This window comes from Streptomyces sp. NPDC018031 (genome assembly GCF_044327625.1).
Classification (GTDB): domain Bacteria; phylum Actinomycetota; class Actinomycetes; order Streptomycetales; family Streptomycetaceae; genus Streptomyces.
Window position 1 is genome coordinate 162,525 of sequence record NZ_JBIRFT010000004.1, and the last position, 20,650, is coordinate 183,174.

Annotated in this window: 17 protein-coding genes; 7 read left to right on the forward strand and 10 right to left on the reverse strand. The window is 72.2% G+C overall.

What is annotated here, in order from left to right; genetic code table 11:
* Positions 1-115: 115 nt before the first annotated feature.
* Positions 116-496, reverse strand: coding sequence for an adenosylmethionine decarboxylase (gene speD, locus ACH4B3_RS13045; protein WP_398462881.1), 381 nt, complete (start codon positions 494-496; stop codon positions 116-118).
* A gap of 753 nt (positions 497-1,249) precedes the next feature.
* Between speD and ACH4B3_RS13050 the strand changes: the two genes are divergently transcribed.
* From ACH4B3_RS13050 to ACH4B3_RS13060, 3 genes are read left to right on the forward strand one after another with little or no spacing between them, the layout of a single operon-like run.
* On the forward strand, positions 1,250-3,124 hold the full coding sequence (locus ACH4B3_RS13050; protein WP_398462882.1) for a GNAT family N-acetyltransferase: 1,875 nt from the start codon (positions 1,250-1,252) through the stop codon (positions 3,122-3,124).
* The gene (locus ACH4B3_RS13055; RefSeq protein WP_398462883.1) at positions 3,121-4,269 is read left to right on the forward strand and encodes an HAD-IIIC family phosphatase; all 1,149 of its coding nucleotides are present in this window, start codon (positions 3,121-3,123) and stop codon (positions 4,267-4,269) included. The genes ACH4B3_RS13050 and ACH4B3_RS13055 overlap by 4 nt, the downstream gene beginning before the upstream one ends.
* Positions 4,270-4,327: 58 nt before the next feature.
* On the forward strand, positions 4,328-4,600 hold the full coding sequence (locus ACH4B3_RS13060) for an acyl carrier protein (RefSeq protein WP_398462884.1): 273 nt from the start codon (positions 4,328-4,330) through the stop codon (positions 4,598-4,600).
* A gap of 35 nt (positions 4,601-4,635) precedes the next feature.
* Here the strand turns inward: ACH4B3_RS13060 and rsgA are convergent, their stop codons facing one another.
* Entirely contained in the window at positions 4,636-5,844 is a 1,209-nt protein-coding gene (gene rsgA / locus ACH4B3_RS13065) for a ribosome small subunit-dependent GTPase A (protein WP_398462885.1), read from the reverse strand.
* Between the two features lie 371 nt (positions 5,845-6,215).
* Between rsgA and ACH4B3_RS13070 the strand changes: the two genes are divergently transcribed.
* Positions 6,216-7,604, forward strand: a complete 1,389-nt coding sequence (locus ACH4B3_RS13070; RefSeq protein WP_398462886.1) for a hypothetical protein — start codon at positions 6,216-6,218, stop codon at positions 7,602-7,604.
* Between the two features lie 58 nt (positions 7,605-7,662).
* On the opposite strand, the gene ACH4B3_RS13075 is transcribed toward ACH4B3_RS13070, so the two are convergent.
* Positions 7,663-8,196, reverse strand: a complete 534-nt coding sequence (locus ACH4B3_RS13075) for a YbjN domain-containing protein (RefSeq protein WP_398462887.1) — start codon at positions 8,194-8,196, stop codon at positions 7,663-7,665.
* Between the two features lie 303 nt (positions 8,197-8,499).
* Positions 8,500-11,103: an ATP-dependent chaperone ClpB gene (gene clpB / locus ACH4B3_RS13080; RefSeq protein ID WP_398462888.1), complete on the reverse strand. Its 2,604-nt coding sequence runs from the start codon at positions 11,101-11,103 to the stop codon at positions 8,500-8,502.
* Between the two features lie 222 nt (positions 11,104-11,325).
* Here clpB and ACH4B3_RS13085 point away from each other — a divergent pair, with 222 nt between their 5' ends.
* The gene (locus tag ACH4B3_RS13085; protein ID WP_398462889.1) at positions 11,326-11,751 is read left to right on the forward strand and encodes a pyridoxamine 5'-phosphate oxidase family protein; all 426 of its coding nucleotides are present in this window, start codon (positions 11,326-11,328) and stop codon (positions 11,749-11,751) included.
* 60 nt (positions 11,752-11,811) lie between these two features.
* Here ACH4B3_RS13085 and ACH4B3_RS13090 read toward each other — a convergent pair whose 3' ends face one another.
* Complete coding sequence (locus ACH4B3_RS13090; protein WP_398462890.1) at positions 11,812-12,105, reverse strand: hypothetical protein; 294 nt, start codon at positions 12,103-12,105, stop codon at positions 11,812-11,814.
* 3 nt (positions 12,106-12,108) lie between these two features.
* Positions 12,109-12,468, reverse strand: coding sequence for a cupin domain-containing protein (locus tag ACH4B3_RS13095; RefSeq protein WP_398462891.1), 360 nt, complete (start codon positions 12,466-12,468; stop codon positions 12,109-12,111).
* Positions 12,469-12,822: 354 nt separating this feature from the next.
* Here ACH4B3_RS13095 and ACH4B3_RS13100 point away from each other — a divergent pair, with 354 nt between their 5' ends.
* Positions 12,823-13,491, forward strand: coding sequence for a hypothetical protein (locus tag ACH4B3_RS13100; RefSeq protein WP_398462892.1), 669 nt, complete (start codon positions 12,823-12,825; stop codon positions 13,489-13,491).
* A 288-nt stretch (positions 13,492-13,779) separates the two neighbouring features.
* Here ACH4B3_RS13100 and ACH4B3_RS13105 read toward each other — a convergent pair whose 3' ends face one another.
* The 4 genes from ACH4B3_RS13105 to dnaK all read right to left on the reverse strand — a co-directional run bounded on the left by ACH4B3_RS13105 (position 13,780) and on the right by dnaK (position 17,991).
* Entirely contained in the window at positions 13,780-14,244 is a 465-nt protein-coding gene (locus ACH4B3_RS13105) for a heat shock protein transcriptional repressor HspR (RefSeq protein ID WP_398462893.1), read from the reverse strand.
* Positions 14,245-14,248: 4 nt separating this feature from the next.
* Positions 14,249-15,418: a molecular chaperone DnaJ gene (gene dnaJ, locus ACH4B3_RS13110; protein WP_398462894.1), complete on the reverse strand. Its 1,170-nt coding sequence runs from the start codon at positions 15,416-15,418 to the stop codon at positions 14,249-14,251.
* Positions 15,419-15,487: 69 nt separating this feature from the next.
* Complete coding sequence (gene grpE, locus ACH4B3_RS13115) at positions 15,488-16,138, reverse strand: nucleotide exchange factor GrpE (RefSeq protein WP_398462895.1); 651 nt, start codon at positions 16,136-16,138, stop codon at positions 15,488-15,490.
* Positions 16,135-17,991: a molecular chaperone DnaK gene (gene dnaK / locus ACH4B3_RS13120; protein ID WP_398462896.1), complete on the reverse strand. Its 1,857-nt coding sequence runs from the start codon at positions 17,989-17,991 to the stop codon at positions 16,135-16,137. Before dnaK ends, grpE begins: the two co-directional genes overlap by 4 nt.
* A gap of 312 nt (positions 17,992-18,303) precedes the next feature.
* On the opposite strand from dnaK, the gene ACH4B3_RS13125 reads away from it, so the two are divergent.
* Entirely contained in the window at positions 18,304-20,571 is a 2,268-nt protein-coding gene (locus ACH4B3_RS13125) for a (Fe-S)-binding protein (RefSeq protein ID WP_398462897.1), read from the forward strand.
* The last annotated feature ends 79 nt before the right edge of the window (positions 20,572-20,650 follow it).

Below are 20,650 nucleotides of genomic sequence, written 5' to 3' on the forward strand. Positions count from 1 at the left end.
GCGCGCCCCCACCCCCTACGTCCCGCGGACGCAGGGGGGCGACGCCGTGAAGCCCTTCCGGTGGACTCCCGGAATCCGCGGCGGAATCCGCGCCGCAGCGCCGTGGAAACAGCGCTCAGTGAACGGCGCGCAGCAGCCGGGAGACGTTGATGCGGGTGGGGGCCAGCTCGACCTCGATGCTTTCCATCATGCGCTCGCCATTCAGGCGGCCGTAAGCCAGCAAATCCACGTTTGCCAGGTTGAATTCCGGCCAGGTGTGAATGCTGAGATGCGAGGCGGACAGCAGGAGAATCGCGGTCACCGCACCGTTGGGGAACACGTGCGAGGACTCGCCGAGAACCTTCGCGTTCCCCTTCGCGGCGGCGGTCCGGAGAACCTCCATAAGGCGGGCCTCGTCGGTCAGGATGCTCGGGTCGCTGACCCACAGGTCGACCGCGTAGGAGCAGAGGTCGTCGACGTTTATGTCTTTGGGGGCGCTGGTGAGGTCGTTCGTCATGGCGATGGGGATACGACCCGGAGGGGGTGTCCCCGTCTCCTTTCCGTCATGCAGGGAAATCCGCGGTCCGATACGCGATCTTCGGCGGCCCCGCTGGCGGCACCCCAAGTGTTCGCGAACAAGCAATTTTAGCATCCGCCGCCGTGACAGCGCCCACCTCGCGCGGCCGCCCACGGCGCAACGGGCGGACGCGGGGCCGCTGTTGTTTTATGCCCGGCCCCCGGGCGACCCCCCGGCAGCCGCCCGCCGGACGGGCCGCGGCGGGCCCGTCACACGCCTCCCACCTGCCACGTCCGGGACATGAAGCCGGTTCGCGGCCCGGCGCGGGGCAGGACCGGAATATCTGCGCTCGGTGACGGTGGTTTCGACGGAGAGTGGCCCGCGTGAAACCGACACAGCATTGCGCGCATTCCCCGGGTTCCCGCTTTCATGCCGGTGGATCGACGCGGCCGGTCGCGGAACGGGCGATCTTCCACTGAATTGATCAGACGCTTTACCGGCGCTCCGCGGGAATTGATCGCCGACGAAAACCGGGTCCGGCCCGTTGGCCGCCCGGCGTGCGGTGACCGTGCCCGGCCCGCTCCCCCGGTGCTCGCGGACGGCCGGCCCGGGCGCTCCGGCGGGGCTGCCCCGGGCGCTCCGGTGGGGCCGGCGGCGGGCCGCGGGCCCGGGCCCGGGCGGCCGGTCGGCGACCGTGGTCCGCCCGCGCGCCCGTCTATACTCCGAAATCATGCGTACACGTGGAACTCTCTTGTGACGGGCGCCCGAGTCGCCGACGCCGATCGGCTCCTGCACGAGGTCGCCGACGCTGTCCGGCTGCAAGAGGGCGTGCCCGGGGTGCGCTCCGTTCTGCGGGCGATCCGCCGGCTCTCCCCGGCGTCCACCAAGGAGATCAGCCGGGCCACCAGCCTGCCGGTGCCCATCGTCGCGGCGGTCGGCAACGAGCTGCGGCGCCGCGGACTGCTGACCGAGAAGCGGCCCTCCCGTCTCACCCCCGCCGGGGTGTCGCTGGTCGCCGGGCTCGGCATGGACCTGTCCCTCGACGCGACCTGCACCGAGTGCGACGGCCGCGAGCTGGTCATCCCGCCGGTGCTGGACGAGGCCGTCCGGCGGCTGTCCGCGCTCATGGAGACCGGACCCGGGGCCGACATGGCCCTGGACCAGTCGCGATGCACCCCGGAGACCAAGGTCCGCCGGGTCCTGGCGCTGCTCCGGGCCGGTGTGCTGCCGGGCGGATCGCTGCTGCTGGTCGGCGACGACGACATGATCTCGCTGGCCCTCGCGGTCGTCGGCGACGTGCTCGGTTCACCGCTGGTGGAGCGGTTGACCGTGGTCGACATCTCGCCCGACATCCTCGGCCACATCGCCGAGGTCTCGTCCCGGATGGGCTTCCCCGTGGAGACGGTCCGGCACGATCTGCGCAACCCGCTGCCGGAAGCGCTGCACGGGCGGTTCGACGCGGCGATGACCGACCCCCCGTACACCCCGGAAGGCGCCCAGCTCTTCCTGTCGCGGGCCGTCGAGGGGCTGCGCCCCGGTCCGGCGCACAGCATCTTCTTCTCGTTCGGCGCCAAGAGCCCCAACGAGATGTTCGAGGTCCAGCAGGAGATCGTGAATCTCGGGCTGGTGGTCAACGGCTTCATCCACAACTTCAACGAGTACGAGGGCAGCGGCATCCTCGGGGGCTCCGGCTTCTTCCAGCACCTGCTCACCACCAACGCGACCCAGTCGTCGGTGGGCGGCAGCTACCAGGGGCCGCTGTACACCCGCGACAAGCGCTCCCGGCAGCGCGAGTACGAGTGCGTCTCCTGCCACGCCCGGGTGCCGGTCGGGCCGGGCGCCCGGTGGACCTCGGTGGGTGCGCTGCGGGCCGACGGGTGCCCGGCGTGCGGCGGCGGACCGTTCAAGCCGCGGCAGCTGGTGAGCCTGTCGGAGGACCTGCCGCAGGCCCGTCAGGCCGTGGAGGCGCCCCGGGACGGGTCGCCGGAGAGCACAGCCGGCACCGCCGCCCCGGCGGGCGCCGCGGCACCGGCCCCGGCCACCGCTGCCGCCCCGGAGCCGGCCGCGCCCGGGCCGGCCGCCCGGCGGGACGAAGCGGTGATCGCCTGGCCGCCGGCGGGGGAGCGGCCGCCGTACGAGCGGCAGGCCGCGCCGTTCCGGGTCCGGCCCGCCGACGAGCGCGACATCGACGCCATCGCGGACTTCGAGGTGGACATCGCCCGGGTCTCCTTCGGGGACGCCGCGGTGGACGACCCGGCCCGGCACCGGGCACGGCTGGCCAAGGCGATGGAGCGGTCCCGCAAGGGCATGTTCGTCGCCACCCACCCCGACGACGACACCGCCGTCGGCTGGCTGTGGATGAGCGACAACCAGAACACGATGACCGGCGACCGGTACGCCAACTTCCGGTCCCTGGCGGTGGCCGAGGTCGAGCAGCGCTCGGAGATCGCCGAGCTGCTGATCGCCACCGGTCTGGACTTCGCGGTCGAGCACGGGCTGGTCGAGGTGGTCGGCAAGGTGTACTCGGGGAACGTGCCGATGCGCACCATGTACCGCAAGTTCGGCTTCGAGTCGACGCACATGTCGATGAAGCTCCGGCTGGTACCGGCCGACCGGACGGGACGATGAGCCTGACCCCGGCCGGCCGGGACACCGGCGACCGGACCGCCGCCGACGGCCGCCCCGCCGACGGTCACGACGGCGGCCCGCGCACCCTCGACCGGGTGAAGTGCGTGGTCTGGGACCTGGACAACACCGTGTGGGACGGGGTGGCCGTGGAGTCCACGGCCCCGGGCCTGCCCGAGCCGCGCCGCTGGGTGCTGGACGCGATCACCGCGCTCGCCGACCGCGGGGTGCTCAGCAGTGTCGCCAGCCGCACCGACCCCGCGGTGCTCGACCTGCTGCGGGCCGACGCCCGGCTCGCCGAGCGGTTCATCGCCCCGCAGGTCGGCTGGCAGGACAAGAGCGAGTCGCTGCGGCGGATCGCCGAGGACCTGGGCATCGCGGTGGACGCGCTGCTGCTCGTCGACGACAGCCCGTACGAGCGGGCCGAGGTCGGCGCGATGCTGCCGGAGGTCGGCACCCTCGCGCCCGAGCAGGTGCCCGAGCTGCTGGAGCGGCTGGCGTCCGGCGCGGTGACCGAGGACGCCCGCCGGCGGGTGAGCCGCTACCGTGCCGAGGCGGTGCGCAAGGAGGAGGGCCGCCGGTTCTCCGGATCGCGCGAGGAGTTCCTCCGCTCCTGCGACATGCGGCTCTCGCTCGGCGCCGCCCGGGAGGCGGACCTGCCCCGGGTGGCCGAGCTGGCCGCCCGTACCCACCGGCTGAACTCGTCCGGGCTGGCGCTGGACGCCGACGGACTGCGGGCCGCCGTCCCGGACCCGGCCGGGCCGGAGACCGGGAGCGCGCTGCTCGTCGCCGAGCTGGAGGACCGGTTCGGCGGATACGGGATGATCGGCACCGCGCTGGTGGACCGCACCCCGCGGGTGTGGACCGTCCAGCTGCTGGCGCTGTCCTGCCGGATCGCCGGACGCGGGGTGTCGCTCGGCTTCCTGCGCTGGCTGATGGACCGGGCGCGGGCCGCCGGCGCCGGGGAGTTCCGGGTGGTGCTCCGCCCCACCTCGGCCAATGTCGAGCTGCGGCTGCTGTTCCGGCAGGCCGGGCTGCGGGTGGCCGGCGAGCCGGGCGCGGACCGGTCGGAGCCGGTCACCCTGGCCAGGCCGCTGGACGGGGCGCTGCCGGACCACCCGTCCTGGCTCGCCGTGTCCGCGCGGTGAACCGGTCGACGAGTCGATGGGACCGGCCGGTGACCGGTCGATGAGGAGTGTGCGAACCATGGCGGAGCACGGCACCAGCCGTACCGAGGTGGAGCAGGTCATCCGGGGGCTGCTGGCCGACGCGCTGCGAGTCGATCGCGGCGTGATCGACGCGCTGCCCGACCAGACGGAGCTGTTCGGCCCGCGGATCGCGCTGTCCTCGCTGGCGGGGGCGGCGCTGCTCGGCGCCGTGCACCGGCGGTTCGGGGTGGACGTCGCCGACGAGGACCTGAACCTGGACTCGCTGCAGTCGATCGCGACACTGCGCGACTTCGTGGCCGCCCGCGTCTGACCGCCGCCGGCACCCGGGCACCGGCCCGGCCCGGCTCACTGCGGCCCGCGCTTGCGTTCCCGCATGTACCGGCCGAGTTCCTGCTTCCGCTTCCAGTCCCGGAGGATGTCCGCCCGCAGCAGGGCGTCGCTCCGGGCCGCGGTGCGTTCGTTCTCCCGCCGCAGCTTGCGGTAGCTCTCCAGCCGCCGCTCGGGCAGTTCGCCGTCCTCGATCGCCGCCAGCACCGCGCAGCCGGGCTCCACCGTGTGCGCGCAGTCCTGGAAGCGGCACTCCCGGGCCACCGCCTCGATCTCGGCGAAGGTCTGCGCCACACCGGCGTCCGCGTCCCACAGCCCGACGCCGCGCAGCCCCGGGGTGTCGATCAGCACCCCGCCGCCGGGCAGCGGCAGCAGATCGCGGGTGGTGGTGGTGTGCCGGCCCTTGCCGTCGGCGTCCCGGGTGGCCCGGACGGCCTGGACCGGTGCGCCGTGCAGCGCGTTGGCGAGGGTGGACTTGCCGGCGCCGGACTGACCGATGAGCACCGCCGTGCCGGTCCCGTCACCGGCGAGGACGGCGGCCAGCTCGTCGATCCCCTCACCGGTGGCGGCGCTGACGGCCAGCACCCGCGCCCCGGGAGCGGCCTCCTCGGTGTCGGCGACCAGATACGACCGGGTGACCGGGTCGGGCACCAGGTCCGCCTTGGTGAGGACCAGCACCGGCTGCGCGCCGCTCTCCCAGGCCAGCGCGAGGAAGCGTTCGATCCGGCCCAGGTCCAGCTCGGTGGCGAGCGAGACGGCGATCAGCACCTGGTCCATGTTCGCGGCGAGGATCTGGCCCTCGGTCCGCTGCGACGACGTGGACCGGATGAACGCGGTGCGGCGCGGCAGCAGCGCCCGCACCGCGGGCTGCCGCGGGTCGAGCGCCACCCAGTCGCCGGTGCAGGGGACGCGCAGCGGATCGGGCGAGGAGACCGGACCGGTGTCAGCCCGCACCACCCGCACGCCCGCGCCGTCCCCGCCGTGCGGCCTCGGGTCCGCGCCGTCCCCGCCGTGCGGCCCGGGGCGGGCGCCGTCCGCGCCGTCCCCGCCGTCCGCACCGGTCCCGCCGCTCCCGTCGTCGGGGATGACCGCCTCGCAGCGGCCGCGGTCGACCCGCACGATACGGCCGGGTACCAGGCCCTCGGCGGCGTGCGGGGCGAACTCCGCGTCGAGCCCGGCGTGCCAGCCGTAGCGGGTGAGCGGATGAGGTGCGAGGGGCCTGTTCAACGCGGTGACCTTCCGGCGGCGATGCGGGCCGGGCCCCACGGACGGGGCCGCGCGCGCCGAGCAGTGTAGAGGATGCCGACGGCACCCCTGGTGACCTGCGCCGACCCCGCCCGGCAGCACGGCGGAGCCCGGTGCCTGACGTGCGCCCCGGCGGGGCCCGGTGGTCCAAACGGGGCCCGGTGGTCCGAACGGGGCCCGGTGGTCCGGGCGGGTGGTCACGGGCCGCGGGATACCGCGAACGGACCACTCCGGTCGCGCGCGGCGCCCGGATGACGGATGTTCGATGGTGCCGAGCCCCCGCCGCATTCCCGGGGGCTCGGTGCCTGACCGCCCCTACGTGGCCGTACCGCACGACCGCCTCGGAGGTGCCCGTGTCCGCAGCCGACACCACCGTGCCCCGGCCGACCCCGGAACCGCGTCCGGTCCGTTCCCCGCTCGCCGCCGTCCAGGAGTCGCTGCGCAGCGCCGCCCCGGCGCTGGCGGTGTACGCGGCCGTCCGGCTCACCTCGATGCTGTGTCTGGCGGTATGGGCCTGGCACGTGGGCAAGCACCCGCGCACGCTGCTCGGCCGCTCCTGGGACAGCGTCTGGTACGTGGGCATCGCCCAGGACGGCTACGGCACCGCCCTGCCCTCCCGGATCTGGCCCGGCATCAGCTTCAGCGACCTGGCGTTCTTCCCGCTCTTCCCTGGGCTCGTCCGAGCCGTCGCCGCGGTCACCCCGCTGGGCACGGTGTCCGCCGGGCTGCTGGTGGCCTGGGCGTCCGCGGGCGCCGCGGCGTGGGGCGTCCACGCGGTCGCCCGGCTGCTGTACGGGAGGCGGGTGGCGCTGTGCGCGGTGGTGCTGTGGGGGCTGCTGCCGCACGCGATCGTGCAGTCCATGGCGTACACCGAGCCGCTGCTGACCGCGCTCGCCGCCTGGTCGCTGTACGCGCTGCTGACCGGCCGCTGGCTGTGGGCGGGGTCGCTGGCGCTGCTCGCGGGGCTGAGCCGGCCCAACGGGCTGGCGGTCGCCGCCGCGGTGTGCGCGTGCGCCGCGGCCACCGGCCTCCGCCGGATCACCGGCGGTGCCCGGGCGGCACCGGGCCGCGGACGCGCGGCGCCGGGCGACGAACCGGTGGCGCTGAGCGACGGACGGGCGGCGCCGGGCCACGGACGGGCGGTACCGGGCCATGGACAGGCGACGCCGGGCGACGAACGGGCGGCGCCGGGCCACGGACAGGCGGCGCCATGCGACGAACGGGCGGTACCGGGCCGCAGACCGGCCGGCTGGCGGATACCGGCCGCCGCCGCGCTCGCCCCGCTCGGCTGGCTGGGCTACCTGGGGTGGGTGGGCGTCCGGCGGGACGATCCGCTGGGCTACTTCCGGATCCAGGAGGACTGGGGCTCCCGTTTCGACTTCGGCCGGGACACCCTGGAGGCGGTGCGCCGGCTGGTCCTCGACAAGGGCGTGCTGGCGTACCACATGACGCTCGCCCTGCTGGTGGCGGCGCTGCTGCTGCTGGTGCTGCTGGTGCTGGACCGGCCGCCGCTCGCGCTGCTGGTGTACACCCTGGTGCTGATGGCCATCGCGTTCGGCGGCGCCGGCTACTTCGCGTCCAAGCCGCGGTTCCTGCTCCCGGCCTTCCCGCTGCTGCTGCCCCTGGCCCTGGCGATGGCGAGAGCCCGGCCGCGCACCGCCGTGGTGACGGCGGTCGCGCTGGCCGGGCTCTCCTGGCTCTACGGCACATACCTCCTCACCGTGGCACCGGTCCCGATCTGACCGGGGGCCGCGGGTGGCGGGGGGCGTGCTCAGCCCTGTGTTCAGCCCTGCGGGTTGTTCAGCCCTCGTCGTCCGGCTTGTCCTCGCCGCCGGACTCGATGTCGGTCTCCAGACCGAGCTGCTCGACGAGCCACCGGTCGAACTCGACCGAGGCGCGCACCCAGCTGACGGTGGAGGAGACGAAGTGCTCCAGGCTGACGCCGGTGCCGATCAGCATCTGCACCTCACCGATGAGACGGACGGTGCCGTCGTCGTTGGTGTGGCTGTAGACCTTCGGCCACAGCGTGCGGCGGTTCCAGTCGTCGATGACCTCCAGAAGCTGCGGCTTCTGCTCGATCTCGTGCGGCCGGTCGTAGAACGTACGGACCGAGAAGACCTGCTGGTCCTGCTCGCCCCGGAACATGAAGTACGTACGGAACAGCTCCCACGGCGCGGCGAGGTCACCCTCGTCGTCCACGACGTACTTCAGCTCCATCTGTTCGAGCAGCTGCTTGACCAGGTCCTGGTCCGGAATGATCGGGCCCGCGGGGCCGGTCGGCTCCGGTTCTGGCTGGCCCCCGAAGTTCGGAATCGAGGACGGGTCGATGCTCACCGTGGATTTCCCTTCGTACGGATACGGCCATCCTCCCCCACACCCCGCCCGTCACCGCAACCCCTGGCGCCTCCGATCCGCCGAGGGCTGACAGGATCCGCCGCGGCGGAGGCCCGGCCCGCCGGTGGGACCGGACGGCCGCCGCCCGGCCGCCGAGCGGCCCCGGGGGCGGGGGCACCGCCCCCGGAACCCCGCCGCCCCTTGCCGGACGGCCCCCGCCGGCCCGCACCGCACCGCCTCCACCGGCCCGCACCGGACGGGTACGGCCCCCGCCGGCCCGCACCGCATCACCGGCGGCGGTCCTCACCCGTCCGCCGGCACCGGCCCGACCAGCAGGTCGTCGCCGGCCCGGTCGACCCGGACCGTGTCGCCGTCGCGCACCTCGCCGGCGAGGATCTCCTTCGCCAGCCGGTCGCCGATCGCGGACTGCACCAGGCGGCGCAGCGGGCGCGCCCCGTAGGCCGGGTCGTTGCCCTCGTCGGCCAGCCAGTCCAGGGCCTCCTGGGTGACCTCCAGGGCCAGCCGGCGCTCGGCGAGCCGCCGGGCGAGCCGGTCGATCTGGAGCCGGGCGATCCGCCCCAGCTCCTCCTTGGACAGCGCGGAGAACACCACCAGGTCGTCCAGCCGGTTGAGGAACTCCGGCTTGAAGGAGGCCCGCACCACCTCCAGCACCTGCTGCTTCTTCTCCTCCTCGCTGGTCAGCGGTTCGACCAGGTACTGGCTGCCCAGGTTGGAGGTGAGGATCAGGATGGTGTTGCGGAAGTCGACGGTGCGGCCCTGGCCGTCGGTGAGCCGGCCGTCGTCGAGCACCTGGAGCAGGATGTCGAAGACCTCCGGGTGGGCCTTCTCCACCTCGTCCAGCAGCACCACGCTGTACGGGCGGCGGCGCACCGCCTCGGTCAGCTGGCCGCCCTCCTCGTAGCCGACGTAGCCGGGCGGGGCGCCGACCAGCCGGGCGACGCTGTGCTTCTCGCCGTACTCGCTCATGTCGATGCGGACCATGGCGCGCTCGTCGTCGAAGAGGAAGTCCGCGAGCGCCTTGGCCAGCTCGGTCTTGCCGACGCCGGTCGGGCCGAGGAAGAGGAACGACCCGGTGGGGCGGTCGGGGTCGGCGATGCCGGCGCGGGTGCGGCGCACCGCGTCCGACACCGCCCGGACCGCCTCGCTCTGGCCGATCAGCCGCTTGCCCAGCTCGTCCTCCATGCGCAGCAGCTTCTGGGTCTCGCCCTCCAGCAGCCGGCCGGCCGGGATGCCGGTCCAGGAGGCGACCACGTCGGCGACGTCGTCCGGGCCGACCTCCTCCTTGACCATGGTCTCCTTCTTGGCCTCCTTGGCCTCCGCCTCGGCCTCCGAGGCGGCCTCCAGCTCCCGCTCCAGGCCGGGGATCTCGCCGTACAGCAGCTTGGACGCGGTGTCGAAGTCGCCGTCGCGCTGGGCGCGCTCGGCCTGGCCGCGCAGGTCGTCCAGGCGCTCCTTGAGCTCACCGACCCGGTTCAGGCCCTGCTTCTCCTTCTCCCAGCGGGCGGTCAGGCCGCGCAGCTCCTCCTCCTTGTCGGCGAGGTCGCGGCGGAGCTTGTCCAGTCGCTGCTTGCTGGCCTCGTCCGACTCGTTCTTCAGCGCCAGCTCCTCCATCTTCAGCCGGTCCACGGCACGCTGGAGCTCGTCGATCTCCACCGGGGAGGAGTCGATCTCCATCCGCAGCCGGGAGGCGGCCTCGTCGACCAGGTCGATGGCCTTGTCGGGGAGGAAGCGGGAGGTGATGTACCGGTCGGACAGGGTCGCCGCGGCCACCAGCGCGCCGTCCGCGATCTGCACCTTGTGGTGGGCCTCGTAGCGGCCCTTGAGGCCGCGCAGGATGGCGACGGTGTCCTCCACGGTCGGCTCCGCCACCAGCACCTGCTGGAAGCGGCGCTCCAGCGCCGGGTCCTTCTCGATCCGCTCGCGGTACTCGTCCAGGGTGGTGGCGCCGACCATGCGCAGTTCGCCGCGGGCCAGCATGGGCTTGAGCATGTTGCCGGCGTCCATCGCGGAGTCACCGCCGGCCCCGGTGCCGACCACGGTGTGCAGTTCGTCGATGAAGGTGATGATCTGGCCGTCGCTGGACTTGATCTCGGCGAGGACGGTCTTCAGCCGCTCCTCGAACTCGCCCCGGTACTTGGCGCCGGCGACCATCGCGCCCAGGTCCAGCGCCACCAGGCGCTTGTTCCGCAGCGACTCGGGCACGTCGCCCTTGACGATGCGCTGGGCCAGCCCCTCCACCACGGCGGTCTTGCCGACGCCCGGCTCGCCGATGAGCACCGGGTTGTTCTTGGTGCGGCGGGAGAGCACCTGCACCACCCGCCGGATCTCCTGGTCCCGGCCGATGACCGGGTCGAGCTTGCCGTCCCGGGCGGCGGCGGTGAAGTCGGTGCCGAACTTCTCCAGCGCCTTGTAGGTGCCCTCCGGGTCCTCGCTGGTGACCCGCTGGGCGCCGCGCCGCTCGCCGAACGCGTCCAGCAGCTTCTTCACCGACGCGCCCTGCTGGTCCAGCAGCTCACCGGCGCGGCCGCCCCGGGCGGCGACGCCGATCAGCAGGTGCTCGGTGGAGACGTAGTCGTCGCCCAGCTTGCGGGCGCGCTCCGCGGCGTCGGCGATCACCGCGAGCAGCTCGCGGTTGGGCTGCGGCGGCGCCACCGTCGTCCCCTGCACGCTGGGCAGCCCGCCGAGCAGCCGCTCCACGCCGGAGCGGACCGCGGCGGCGTCCGCCTCCACGGCGGCGAGCAGGTCCATCAGGTTCTCGTTGTCCTGGCCCTGGAGCAGGGCGAGCAGCAGATGGGCGGGGGTGAGGTCGGCGTGTCCGGCGGACACCGCCCGGTCGTTGGCGGCGCTCAGCGCCTCCCGGCTCTTGTTGGTCAGCTCGGCGTCCACGTCTTGCTGCTCCTCCTCGCGCTCTCGGCAACGGAAACGATCCGCACGGCGGGCCGGACCGGGCGGCCCCGGGGGTGTCCGGGACCGGTCCCCGGGCGGAGTGTGCCCGGCTCGCGTACCCGGGCACCGCCATGGACCAATCCTGCCCTGTTCAACCTCCGATAAGTTGAGTCTATTCCACTCAAGGTTCGCGCGGACAGAGGCCCGGCATAGATTCCCCGCATGGCGATCGACCCCCGGCACCCCGACCCCGCGTACCTCGGCTTCTGGCGCGAGCGTCATGTGTGCACCCTGACCACGCTCCGCCCGGACGGCACCCCGCACGTCGTCCCGGTGGGCGTCACCTACGACCCGGAGGCGGGCCTCGCCCGCGTCATCAGCAGCCGGACCAGCCGCAAGGTCCGCAACGTGCTGGCGGCCGGCGCGGCGGGCGCGCCGACCTCGGTCTGCCAGCTGGCCGACAAGCGGTGGGCCACCCTGGAGGGCCGGGCGCGGGTCCGCACCGAACCGGAGCAGGTCGCCGACGCGGTACGCCGCTACGCCGAGCGCTACGGGCGCACCCCGGCACCCAACCCCGACCGGGTACTGATCGAGATCTCCCTCACCCGCGCCATGGGCCGGGTGACGCCGCCCCGCCCCCGCTCCTGACCGGGCCGGGGCCCCACGGACCGGCAGCCGGATCCGGAAGGGCCCCGGCCGCCCCGCCGGTCACGGCTCCTCGTCGATGACCTCCAGGTTCACGAAACGCGGCTCCCCGTCGCACAGCGCCCGGAACCTCTCGGCGACGCGCACCGTCTCCGGCAGCGCGTTGTTCATCATGGCCTGCTCGTAGGACGGGAACTCCACGATGTCCACGAAGTGGTTCGACTTCTCCCGGTCCCGCGTGTGGTACTCCCGCGTCACCGTCCGCCGCCCCTCGGTGGCCATCATCCACTCGTCCATGAGCTTGGACATCTCCGCTTCCTTGGCGGTCTCGTACTCGATGACCTGTACGAACTTCATGGGTCAGCCTTCCTTGGCGTACTCCTTGGCCATGGCCCCCGCGAAGTCGTACACGACCACCTGCTCGTCGCCGACCACCCACGCGTCGTGACCGGGCGACACCACGAACACGTCGCCGGGCCCGACCTCGGTCTCGCCGCCGTCGTCCATCCGGATGCGCAGCCGCCCGGCGACCACGACACCGTTGTGGTGGACCTCGCAGGTGGCGGTGCCCGCGATCGGTGCCACGGACTCGGTCCACCGCCAGCCCGGCTCGAAGGTGCCCACGGCGAAGTCCAGCCCGCTCAGGTGCAGGGCTTCTAGGTGGCCTCCGGGAAAATCGCGCCGCTCGTCGGGCTTCTCGACCGTCTTGACTTCCAGCATGGCGGTACCTCCTCTGCCGTACTTCCATGGTGCGCCCGGCAGCATCGGCGGTGCACGGCGAACGACCCGCCCGGCCCGGCGGCCGACGCGGTGAACGGGCCGGACCGGCACGGCCTACGCCCGGGCGGGTGCCCCGGACAGGCGAGACGGGCCGGCTCCGGCGGCCGGTCCCGCCGTGGACGAAGGGCATCCCGTCCGCCGGGCCGACAGCCGGGATCCGTCACCCTGGGTGATGGGCCCTTCGCCGAAAATCAGCGAGAAGTCGGGAAAAGTGCCGGGAACCGACGTGATGTTGCCGTACGTCAAGGATCACGTCTGCCCATACGGGTAGTTCCGACCAAGGGGGGAATCACCATGCGTCACGTCCGCCGACGTTCCAGAGCCGGTGCCGTCACCGCCATCGCAGCCGTCGTGCTGCTGGCGGTGACCGGCTGCAACAAGAACGGAGGCAGCACCGACCCGACGGGTTCCGCCACCACCGCCTCGCCGAGCACCACGGACTCCGCCGGACCGTCCGCCGACCCGTCCGCCGGTCCCTCGGGCGAGCCGGACGGCCGGCGGCGGGTCGTGGAGGCCTCGCCGGCCGGCGGCCTGCCCAGACTGACCGGTGACGGGGCACTCTCCGACGTCCCGGTCGACCCCGGGGAGATGCGCGACGGCATGACCCTGGTCGCCGCCCACTACGCCGCGCCCGGCGCCGCCGAGCCGGTGCTCTTCATGGGGGTGGACAACGTGCCCGAGGACACCGGCAAGCGCCGCGAACACCTGTGGCGGGGGATGCTCGACCACGCCGGGTGGGACCACGAGCTGGGGCAGCCCCAGGCGGAGCCGGTCGCCGACGCCGGTGAGCTGGGCGGATCGGTGGAGTGCATGCTCGCCTCGCTGAGCGAGAGCGGCAACGTCATCTGCGGCTGGGCCGACGACGGCACCGCCGGTGTGGCGCTGTTCCCCGACACCACGCTGCCCGAGGCGGGCGAGCTGTTCGTGCGGATGCGGGCCGATCTGGAGAAGACGGGCGGCTGACGCGGCTGACCGGGCCGCGGGCCGCCGGTGGCGGTCCGGCGGCCTGACCGCCGGGGAGGAGACACCCCCGGCCGTCGCGGCACGCGGAGGAACCGCACACGCCCCGCCAGGACCGAAGGCACCGCGCCCCCGCCCCGCCAGGCCGAAGACACCGCGTCCACGTCCCGCCAGGACCGAAGGCACCGCGCCTCCGTCCCGCCGGTGCCGAAGAGACCGCGTCCCCGGCACCGAGGAGCGGGGCCGGGGACGTGCGGAGCCGTTGCCCGAAAGCGGTGTGGGCGGTGGCCGTTATTCGGCGGGCCGCTTGGGCCGCCAGACCACCAGCGCGCTCGCCTGCTGCACGTCCTGGTAGGGGACCAGGTCGCGGCGGTAGGAGGCGTGCACCGCGGCCTCGCGCTGCCGCATCGCCACCGCCGCGCCCTCCACCGCCTGCTGGAGTTCGGCGACCCGCGCCTGGAGCGCGGCCACCTGGTTCTCCAGTTCGATGATGCGCTTGATCCCGGCGAGGTTGATGCCCTCGTCCTGCGACAACTGCTGCACCTGGCGGAGCAGTTCGATGTCGCGGGCCGAGTAGCGGCGGCCACGGCCGGCCGTACGGTCCGGCGAGACCAGGCCCAGACGGTCGTACTGGCGCAGGGTCTGCGGGTGCAGACCCGAGAGCTGCGCCGCCACCGAGATGACGTACACCGGCGTCTCGTCCGTCAGCTCGTAGTACGGGTTGCGCCGCCGTCCGTCCCTGTTCGTCGGGTCCATGGGGTCATGCTCCCTTCGCGGCCTGGAACAGCTCCGCCCGCGGGTCCTCACCCGCGGTGGCCTCACGATAGGACTCCAGCGCCTCGCGGGCCTGGTCGCTGAGGTCCCGGGGAACGGCGATCTCGATGGTGACCAGCAGGTCGCCATGGGTGCCGTCCTTGCGCACCGCGCCCTTGCCCCGGGCGCGCATGGTCCGGCCGCTCGGGGTACCGGCCGGCAGCTTCAAGGTCACCGGCGGGCCGCCCAGGGTCGGCACCTTCACCTCGCCGCCGAGCGCGGCCTCGGTGAACGAGACCGGCACGGTGACGGTGAGGTTGTCGTCCTTGCGGCCGAAGACCGGATGCGCTTCGACATGGACCACGACGTAGAGGTCGCCGGCCGGTCCGCCGGTCTCCCCCGGCCCGCCCTTGCCGCGCAGCCGGATCCGCTGGCCGTCGCTGACGCCCGCCGGGATCCGGACCTGCATGGTGCGCGAGGAGCGGGCGCGCCCGCTGCCCTTGCACACGTCGCAGGGGTTCTCGGCGATCAGGCCGCGGCCCCGGCAGTCCGCGCACGGGTCGGTGAGCGAGAAGCCACCGCCCGCGCCGCGGCTGACCTGGCCGGTGCCGACGCAGGTCGGGCACACCCGGGGGGTGCCGTTCTTGTCGCCGGTGCCCGAGCAGGCCTTGCACGGGGCGGGGCTGGACATGCGCAGCGGGACGGTGGCGCCCTCGACCGCCTCGGTGAAGCTCAGCGTCACCTCGGACTCGATGTCCTGGCCGCGGCGCGGCTGCGCCCGGCCGGCGCCCCGGTTGAACAGGCCGCCGAAGACGTCCCCGAGGCCGCCGCCGAAGCCGCCGGCACCGCCGCCGCCCTGGCCGGCACCCCCGAAGAGGTCGCCCAGGTCGAAGTTGAAGCTGCCGGTGCCGCCCGGACCGGGGCGGAAGCCGCCGTTGCCGAACAGCGCGCGGACCTCGTCGTACTCCTTGCGCCGCTTGGGGTCGCTGAGTACGTCGTTGGCCTCGGAGATCTCCTTGAAGCGCTCCTCCGCCGTGGCGTCGGACTTGTTGGCGTCCGGGTGGAACTCGCGGGCGAGTTTCCGGTACGCCTTCTTGATCTCCGCTTCGGTGGCGTCCTTGGGGACACCGAGGACCTTGTACAGATCCTTCTCCAGTACATCCCGGCTCAGGCTCATCCTCGGTGTCCCTCCTCTCCTGCCGTCACCGCTCCGGCTATACCCGCCGCTCCGGTGTCCGCCGTCACGTCAGCCCTCTTCCGGGCCACCGCTCTCCTCGTCGGCGGCCGCCTCGTCGGACTTGCCCTGGGCGCCGGGCTGGGGTTCGGCGACCGCGACCCGCGCGGGGCGGATGGTGCGCTCGCCGATCCGATACCCCGGCTGCAGAATCTGCACGCACGTGGTCTCGGTGACGTCGGGCGCGTAACTGTGCATCAGCGCCTCGTGGATCAGCGGGTCGAAGGGCTCGCCCTCCTTGCCGAACTGCTGGAGGCCCAGCTTGGCGACCACGGTCTCCAGCGACTCGGCGACCGACTTGAAGCCGCCGACCAGCTCGCCGTGGTCGCGGGCGCGACCGACGTCGTCGAGTACCGGGAGCAGCTCGGTGAGCAGGTTCGCGACCGCGATCTCCTTGACCGTGGCCCGGTCCCGCTCCACCCGGCGGCGGTAGTTCTGGTACTCGGCCTGGAGCCGCTGGAGGTCGCCGGTGCGCTCGTTGAGCGCGGTGCGGACCTGGTCCAGCTGCGCCTGGAGACCGACGTCCCGCAGCTCGTCGCCGGCCGGGGCCGCCGGGCCCTCCTTACCGGAGGTCCCGGCGCCCTGCGCCGTGTCGTCAGAGTCCTTCGCGGCTTCGGGAGAAACGTCGGGCTTCTCCTCAAAGCCCGGTGTCTCCTCGGTCACGCCGCACCGCCCTTGTCGGCCTTCTCGTCGTCGACGATCTCGGCGTCCACCACGTCGTCGTCGGCCTTGGCCTGGCCGGCCCCGGCGGCGCCGGCGGCGTCACCCGCGGCCTGCGCGCCCTGCGCGTCGGCGTAGAGGGCCTGGCCGAGCTTCTGGCTGACCGCGGCGACCTTCTCGGTCGCGGTGCGGATCTCCGCCGAGTCCTCGCCCTTGAGCTTGTCCTTCAGCTCGGTGACGGCGGTCTCCACCTCGGTCTTCACCTCGGCGGGCACCTTGTCCTCGTTGTCCTTGAGGAACTTCTCCGTCTGGTAGACGAGCTGCTCGGCCTGGTTGCGGGTCTCGGCGGCCTCGCGGCGGCGGTGGTCCTCCTCCGCGTACTGCTCGGCCTCCTGGCGCATCCGGTCGACCTCGTCCTTCGGCAGCGAGGAGCCGCCGGTGACGGTCATCTTCTGCTCCTTGCCGGTGCCCAGGTCCTTCGCGGCCACGTGCATGATGCCGTTGGCGTCGATGTCGAAGGTGACCTCGATCTGCGGGACCCCGCGCGGGGCCGGCGGCAGGCCGGTCAGCTCGAACATGCCGAGCTTCTTGTTGTACGCGGCGATCTCGCGCTCGCCCTGGTAGACCTGGATCTGCACCGACGGCTGGTTGTCCTCGGCGGTGGTGAAGATCTCCGAGCGCTTCGTCGGGATGGTGGTGTTGCGCTCGATCAGCTTGGTCATGATGCCGCCCTTGGTCTCGATACCGAGGGACAGCGGGGTGACGTCCAGCAGCAGGACGTCCTTGACCTCGCCCTTGAGCACACCGGCCTGGAGCGAGGCGCCGATGGCGACGACCTCGTCCGGGTTGACGCCCTTGTTGGCGTCCTTGCCGCCGGTCAGCTCCTTGACCAGCTCGGCGACGGCCGGCATACGGGTGGAGCCACCGACCAGGACCACGTGGTCGATCTCGGACAGGGCGATGCCCGCGTCCTTGATGACGTTGTGGAACGGGGTCTTGCAGCGCTCCAGCAGGTCGGCGGTGAGCTGCTGGAACTGGGCGCGGGTGAGCTTCTCGTCCAGGTGCAGCGGGCCCTCGGCGGAGGCCGTGATGTAGGGCAGGTTGATCGAGGTCTCGGTGGACGAGGACAGCTCGATCTTCGCCTTCTCCGCCGCCTCACGCAGACGCTGGAGGGCCATCTTGTCCTTGGACAGGTCCACGCCGTGCCCGGAGTGGAACTGCTTGACCAGGTAGTCCACGACGCGCTGGTCCCAGTCGTCACCACCGAGGTGGTTGTCACCGTTGGTGGCCTTCACCTCGACCACGCCGTCGCCGATCTCCAGCAGCGAGACGTCGAAGGTGCCGCCACCGAGGTCGAAGACGAGGATGGTCTGGTCGTCCTTCTCCAGCCCGTAGGCGAGAGCGGCCGCGGTGGGCTCGTTGACGATGCGCAGGACGTTGAGGCCCGCGATCTCACCGGCCTCCTTGGTGGCCTGACGCTCGGAGTCGTTGAAGTACGCCGGGACGGTGATGACCGCGTCGGTGACCTTCTCGCCCAGGTAGGCCTCGGCATCCCGCTTCAGCTTCTGCAGGATGAAGGCGCTCATCTGCTGCGGGTTGAAGTCCTTGCCGTCGAGGTTGATCTTCCAGTCGGTGCCCATGTGGCGCTTGACCGAGCGGACCGTCCGGTCGACGTTGGTCACGGCCTGGCGCTTGGCGACCTCACCGACCAGCACTTCGCCGTTCTTGGCGAAGGCGACGACGGACGGCGTGGTCCTGGCGCCCTCGGCGTTGGTGATGACGGTGGGCTCACCGCCCTCGAGAACACTGACGACGGAGTTCGTCGTACCCAGGTCGATGCCGACCGCACGTGCCATGTCGAATTCCTCCAGCTACCGCATTGAGTGGAACAGGCTCAAGAGTGCATGATCAACTTTTTGCTGTCAACAGACCTGAGCCGACCCGACTCAGCTTTTATGTTCGCCTTATCCGCAGCGGCACAGCGGGGGACACTGGAGGCAGCCGGGTGCCGCCGCGACGGGCCGGAGCGAGGCGACCCTGAGCGACACAGATCACCGGCCGGGTCGACTGCGCGGGTTCCGATTCCTCGGTAATCTCGGCAGAGACCGGATAAGTTACTGCTTAGTAATCGCTCATCATCACCGCTCTCGCCGTTCGAGGAGCCCCCAATGCAACTCGCCGCGATCATCGTGTCGCTGGTCCTAATCGCGGTCGGCGTCGCGCTGTTCGGCCGTGCCATCCTGCAGATCTACGGTCACATGCGGCTCGGCCAGCCCGTCCCCGCGGGCTCCCGGACCAACGACCCCGTCCAGCGCACCGTCACGGTGGTCAAGGAGTTCCTCGGCCACACCCGCATGAACAAGTGGGGCATCGTCGGCGTCGCGCACTGGTTCGTGGCGGTGGGCTTCTTCTCCCTGCTGCTCACCATCGTCAACGCCATCGGCCAGCTCTTCCAGTCCGACTGGCTGCTGCCGATCATCGGCGGCTGGCTGCCGTGGGAGATGTTCACCGAGTTCATGGGCCTGATGACGGCGCTGGGCATCGTGACCCTGATCGTCATCCGGCAGCTGAACCGGCCGGGCAAGGCGGGCCGCAAGTCCCGCTTCGCGGGCTCCAACACCGGCCAGGCGTACTTCGTCGAGACCGTCATCCTCATCGTCGGCATCTCGATCATGACGCTGCACGCCCTGGAGGGCGCCCAGCACGGCGTCGACGGCTACGAGCCCGCCTTCTTCGCGTCGTACCCGCTGGTGGCGCTCTTCGACGGGATGAGCCTCGGCACGCTGCAGAACCTCACCTACTTCTTCGCGATGCTCAAGATCGCGACGTCCTTCATCTGGATGATCACGGTCTCGCTCAAGACCGACATGGGTGTGGCCTGGCACCGCTTCCTCGCCTTCCCGAACATCTGGTTCAAGCGTGAGGCGGACGGCGACGTGGCGCTCGGCGCCCTGCAGCCGATGACCAGCGGCGGCAAGCCGATCGACTTCGAGGACCCGGGCGAGGACGACGTCTTCGGCGTCTCCCAGATCGAGCAGTTCTCCTGGAAGGGCCTGCTGGACTTCTCCACCTGCACCGAGTGCGGCCGCTGCCAGTCGCAGTGCCCCGCCTGGAACACCGGCAAGCCGCTCTCCCCCAAGCTGCTGATCATGGCGCTGCGGGACCACGCCCACGCCAAGGCGCCCTACCTGCTGGCCGGCGGCGGCAAGACCATGGAGGGCGACGAGAAGGCCACCGAGGAGCAGCTCAAGGACGTGCCCGCGGCGGCCCTCGCGGAGGCCGAGCGCCCGCTGATCGGCACCCTGGAGGAGAACGGCGTCATCGACCCGGACGTCCTGTGGTCCTGCACCACCTGCGGCGCCTGCGTCGAGCAGTGCCCGGTCGACATCGAGCACGTCGACCACATCGTCGACATGCGCCGCTACCAGGTGATGATCGAGTCGTCGTTCCCGTCCGAGGCGGGCACGATGCTCAAGAACCTGGAGAAGAAGGGCAACCCCTGGGGCCTGGCCAAGAAGCAGCGGCTCGCCTGGACCAAGGAGGTCGACTTCGAGGTCCCGGTCGTCGGCAAGGACATCGAGGACCTCACCGAGGTCGACTACCTGTACTGGGTCGGCTGCGCCGGGGCGCTGGAGGACCGCGCCAAGAAGACCACCAAGGCCTTCGCCGAACTGCTCCACATCGCCGGCGTGAAGTTCGCGATCATGGGCGGCGACGAGGCGTGCACCGGTGACTCCGCCCGCCGCCTGGGCAACGAGTTCCTCTTCCAGCAGCTCGGCCAGCAGAACGTCGAGATGCTCAACATGGCCTTCGGCGAGGACGGCGAGGACGAGTCGACCCGGAAGCCGAAGTCCAAGAAGAAGATCGTCGCGACCTGCCCGCACTGCTTCAACACCATCGCCAACGAGTACCCGCAGCTGGGCGGCGAGTACGAGGTCATCCACCACACCCAGCTGCTCCAGCACCTCATCGACGAGGGCCGGCTCATCCCGGTCACCCCGGTCGAGGGTCTGATCACCTACCACGACCCCTGCTACCTGGGCCGCCACAACAAGGTCTACACGCCGCCGCGCGAGATCATCGCCAAGGTGCCGGGCCTGCGGAACGAGGAGATGCACCGCCACAAGGAGCGCGGCTTCTGCTGCGGCGCCGGCGGCGCCCGGATGTGGATGGAGGAGCGGATCGGCAAGCGCATCAACAACGAGCGTGTCGACGAGGCGCTGGCCATCAACCCGGACATCGTCTCCACCGCCTGCCCGTTCTGCCTGGTGATGCTCACCGACTCGGTCAACAGCAAGAAGAACGACGGCAAGGCCAAGGAGTCGCTCCAGGTCGTGGACGTGTCCCAGCTGCTGCTGGAGTCCGTCAAGACCCCGGTCGAGCCGCAGGGCGACGGCGAGACGGCCGCCGACCCGGAGCCCGAGCCGGTGAAGTGACCCCGGCCGGGCCCCGGCCCTGAGAAGCACCGGACGGCCGGTGCCGCGGAGACCCGCGGCACCGGCCGTCGCCGTTCCC

What these genes read in the sequence shown, in the direction of transcription:
- speD (WP_398462881.1), bottom strand. Translation starts at nt 496, where the DNA reads ATGACGAACGACCTCACCAGCGCCCCCAAAGACATAAACGTCGACGAC.
- ACH4B3_RS13055 (WP_398462883.1), top strand. Translation starts at nt 3,121, where the DNA reads ATGAGCCTGACCCCGGCCGGCCGGGACACCGGCGACCGGACCGCCGCC.
- ACH4B3_RS13060 (WP_398462884.1), top strand. Translation starts at nt 4,328, where the DNA reads ATGGCGGAGCACGGCACCAGCCGTACCGAGGTGGAGCAGGTCATCCGG.
- ACH4B3_RS13085 (WP_398462889.1), top strand. Translation starts at nt 11,326, where the DNA reads ATGGCGATCGACCCCCGGCACCCCGACCCCGCGTACCTCGGCTTCTGG.
- ACH4B3_RS13090 (WP_398462890.1), bottom strand. Translation starts at nt 12,105, where the DNA reads ATGAAGTTCGTACAGGTCATCGAGTACGAGACCGCCAAGGAAGCGGAG.
- ACH4B3_RS13095 (WP_398462891.1), bottom strand. Translation starts at nt 12,468, where the DNA reads ATGCTGGAAGTCAAGACGGTCGAGAAGCCCGACGAGCGGCGCGATTTT.
- ACH4B3_RS13100 (WP_398462892.1), top strand. Translation starts at nt 12,823, where the DNA reads ATGCGTCACGTCCGCCGACGTTCCAGAGCCGGTGCCGTCACCGCCATC.
- ACH4B3_RS13105 (WP_398462893.1), bottom strand. Translation starts at nt 14,244, where the DNA reads ATGGACCCGACGAACAGGGACGGACGGCGGCGCAACCCGTACTACGAG.
- dnaJ (WP_398462894.1), bottom strand. Translation starts at nt 15,418, where the DNA reads ATGAGCCTGAGCCGGGATGTACTGGAGAAGGATCTGTACAAGGTCCTC.
- dnaK (WP_398462896.1), bottom strand. Translation starts at nt 17,991, where the DNA reads ATGGCACGTGCGGTCGGCATCGACCTGGGTACGACGAACTCCGTCGTC.
- ACH4B3_RS13125 (WP_398462897.1), top strand. Translation starts at nt 18,304, where the DNA reads ATGCAACTCGCCGCGATCATCGTGTCGCTGGTCCTAATCGCGGTCGGC.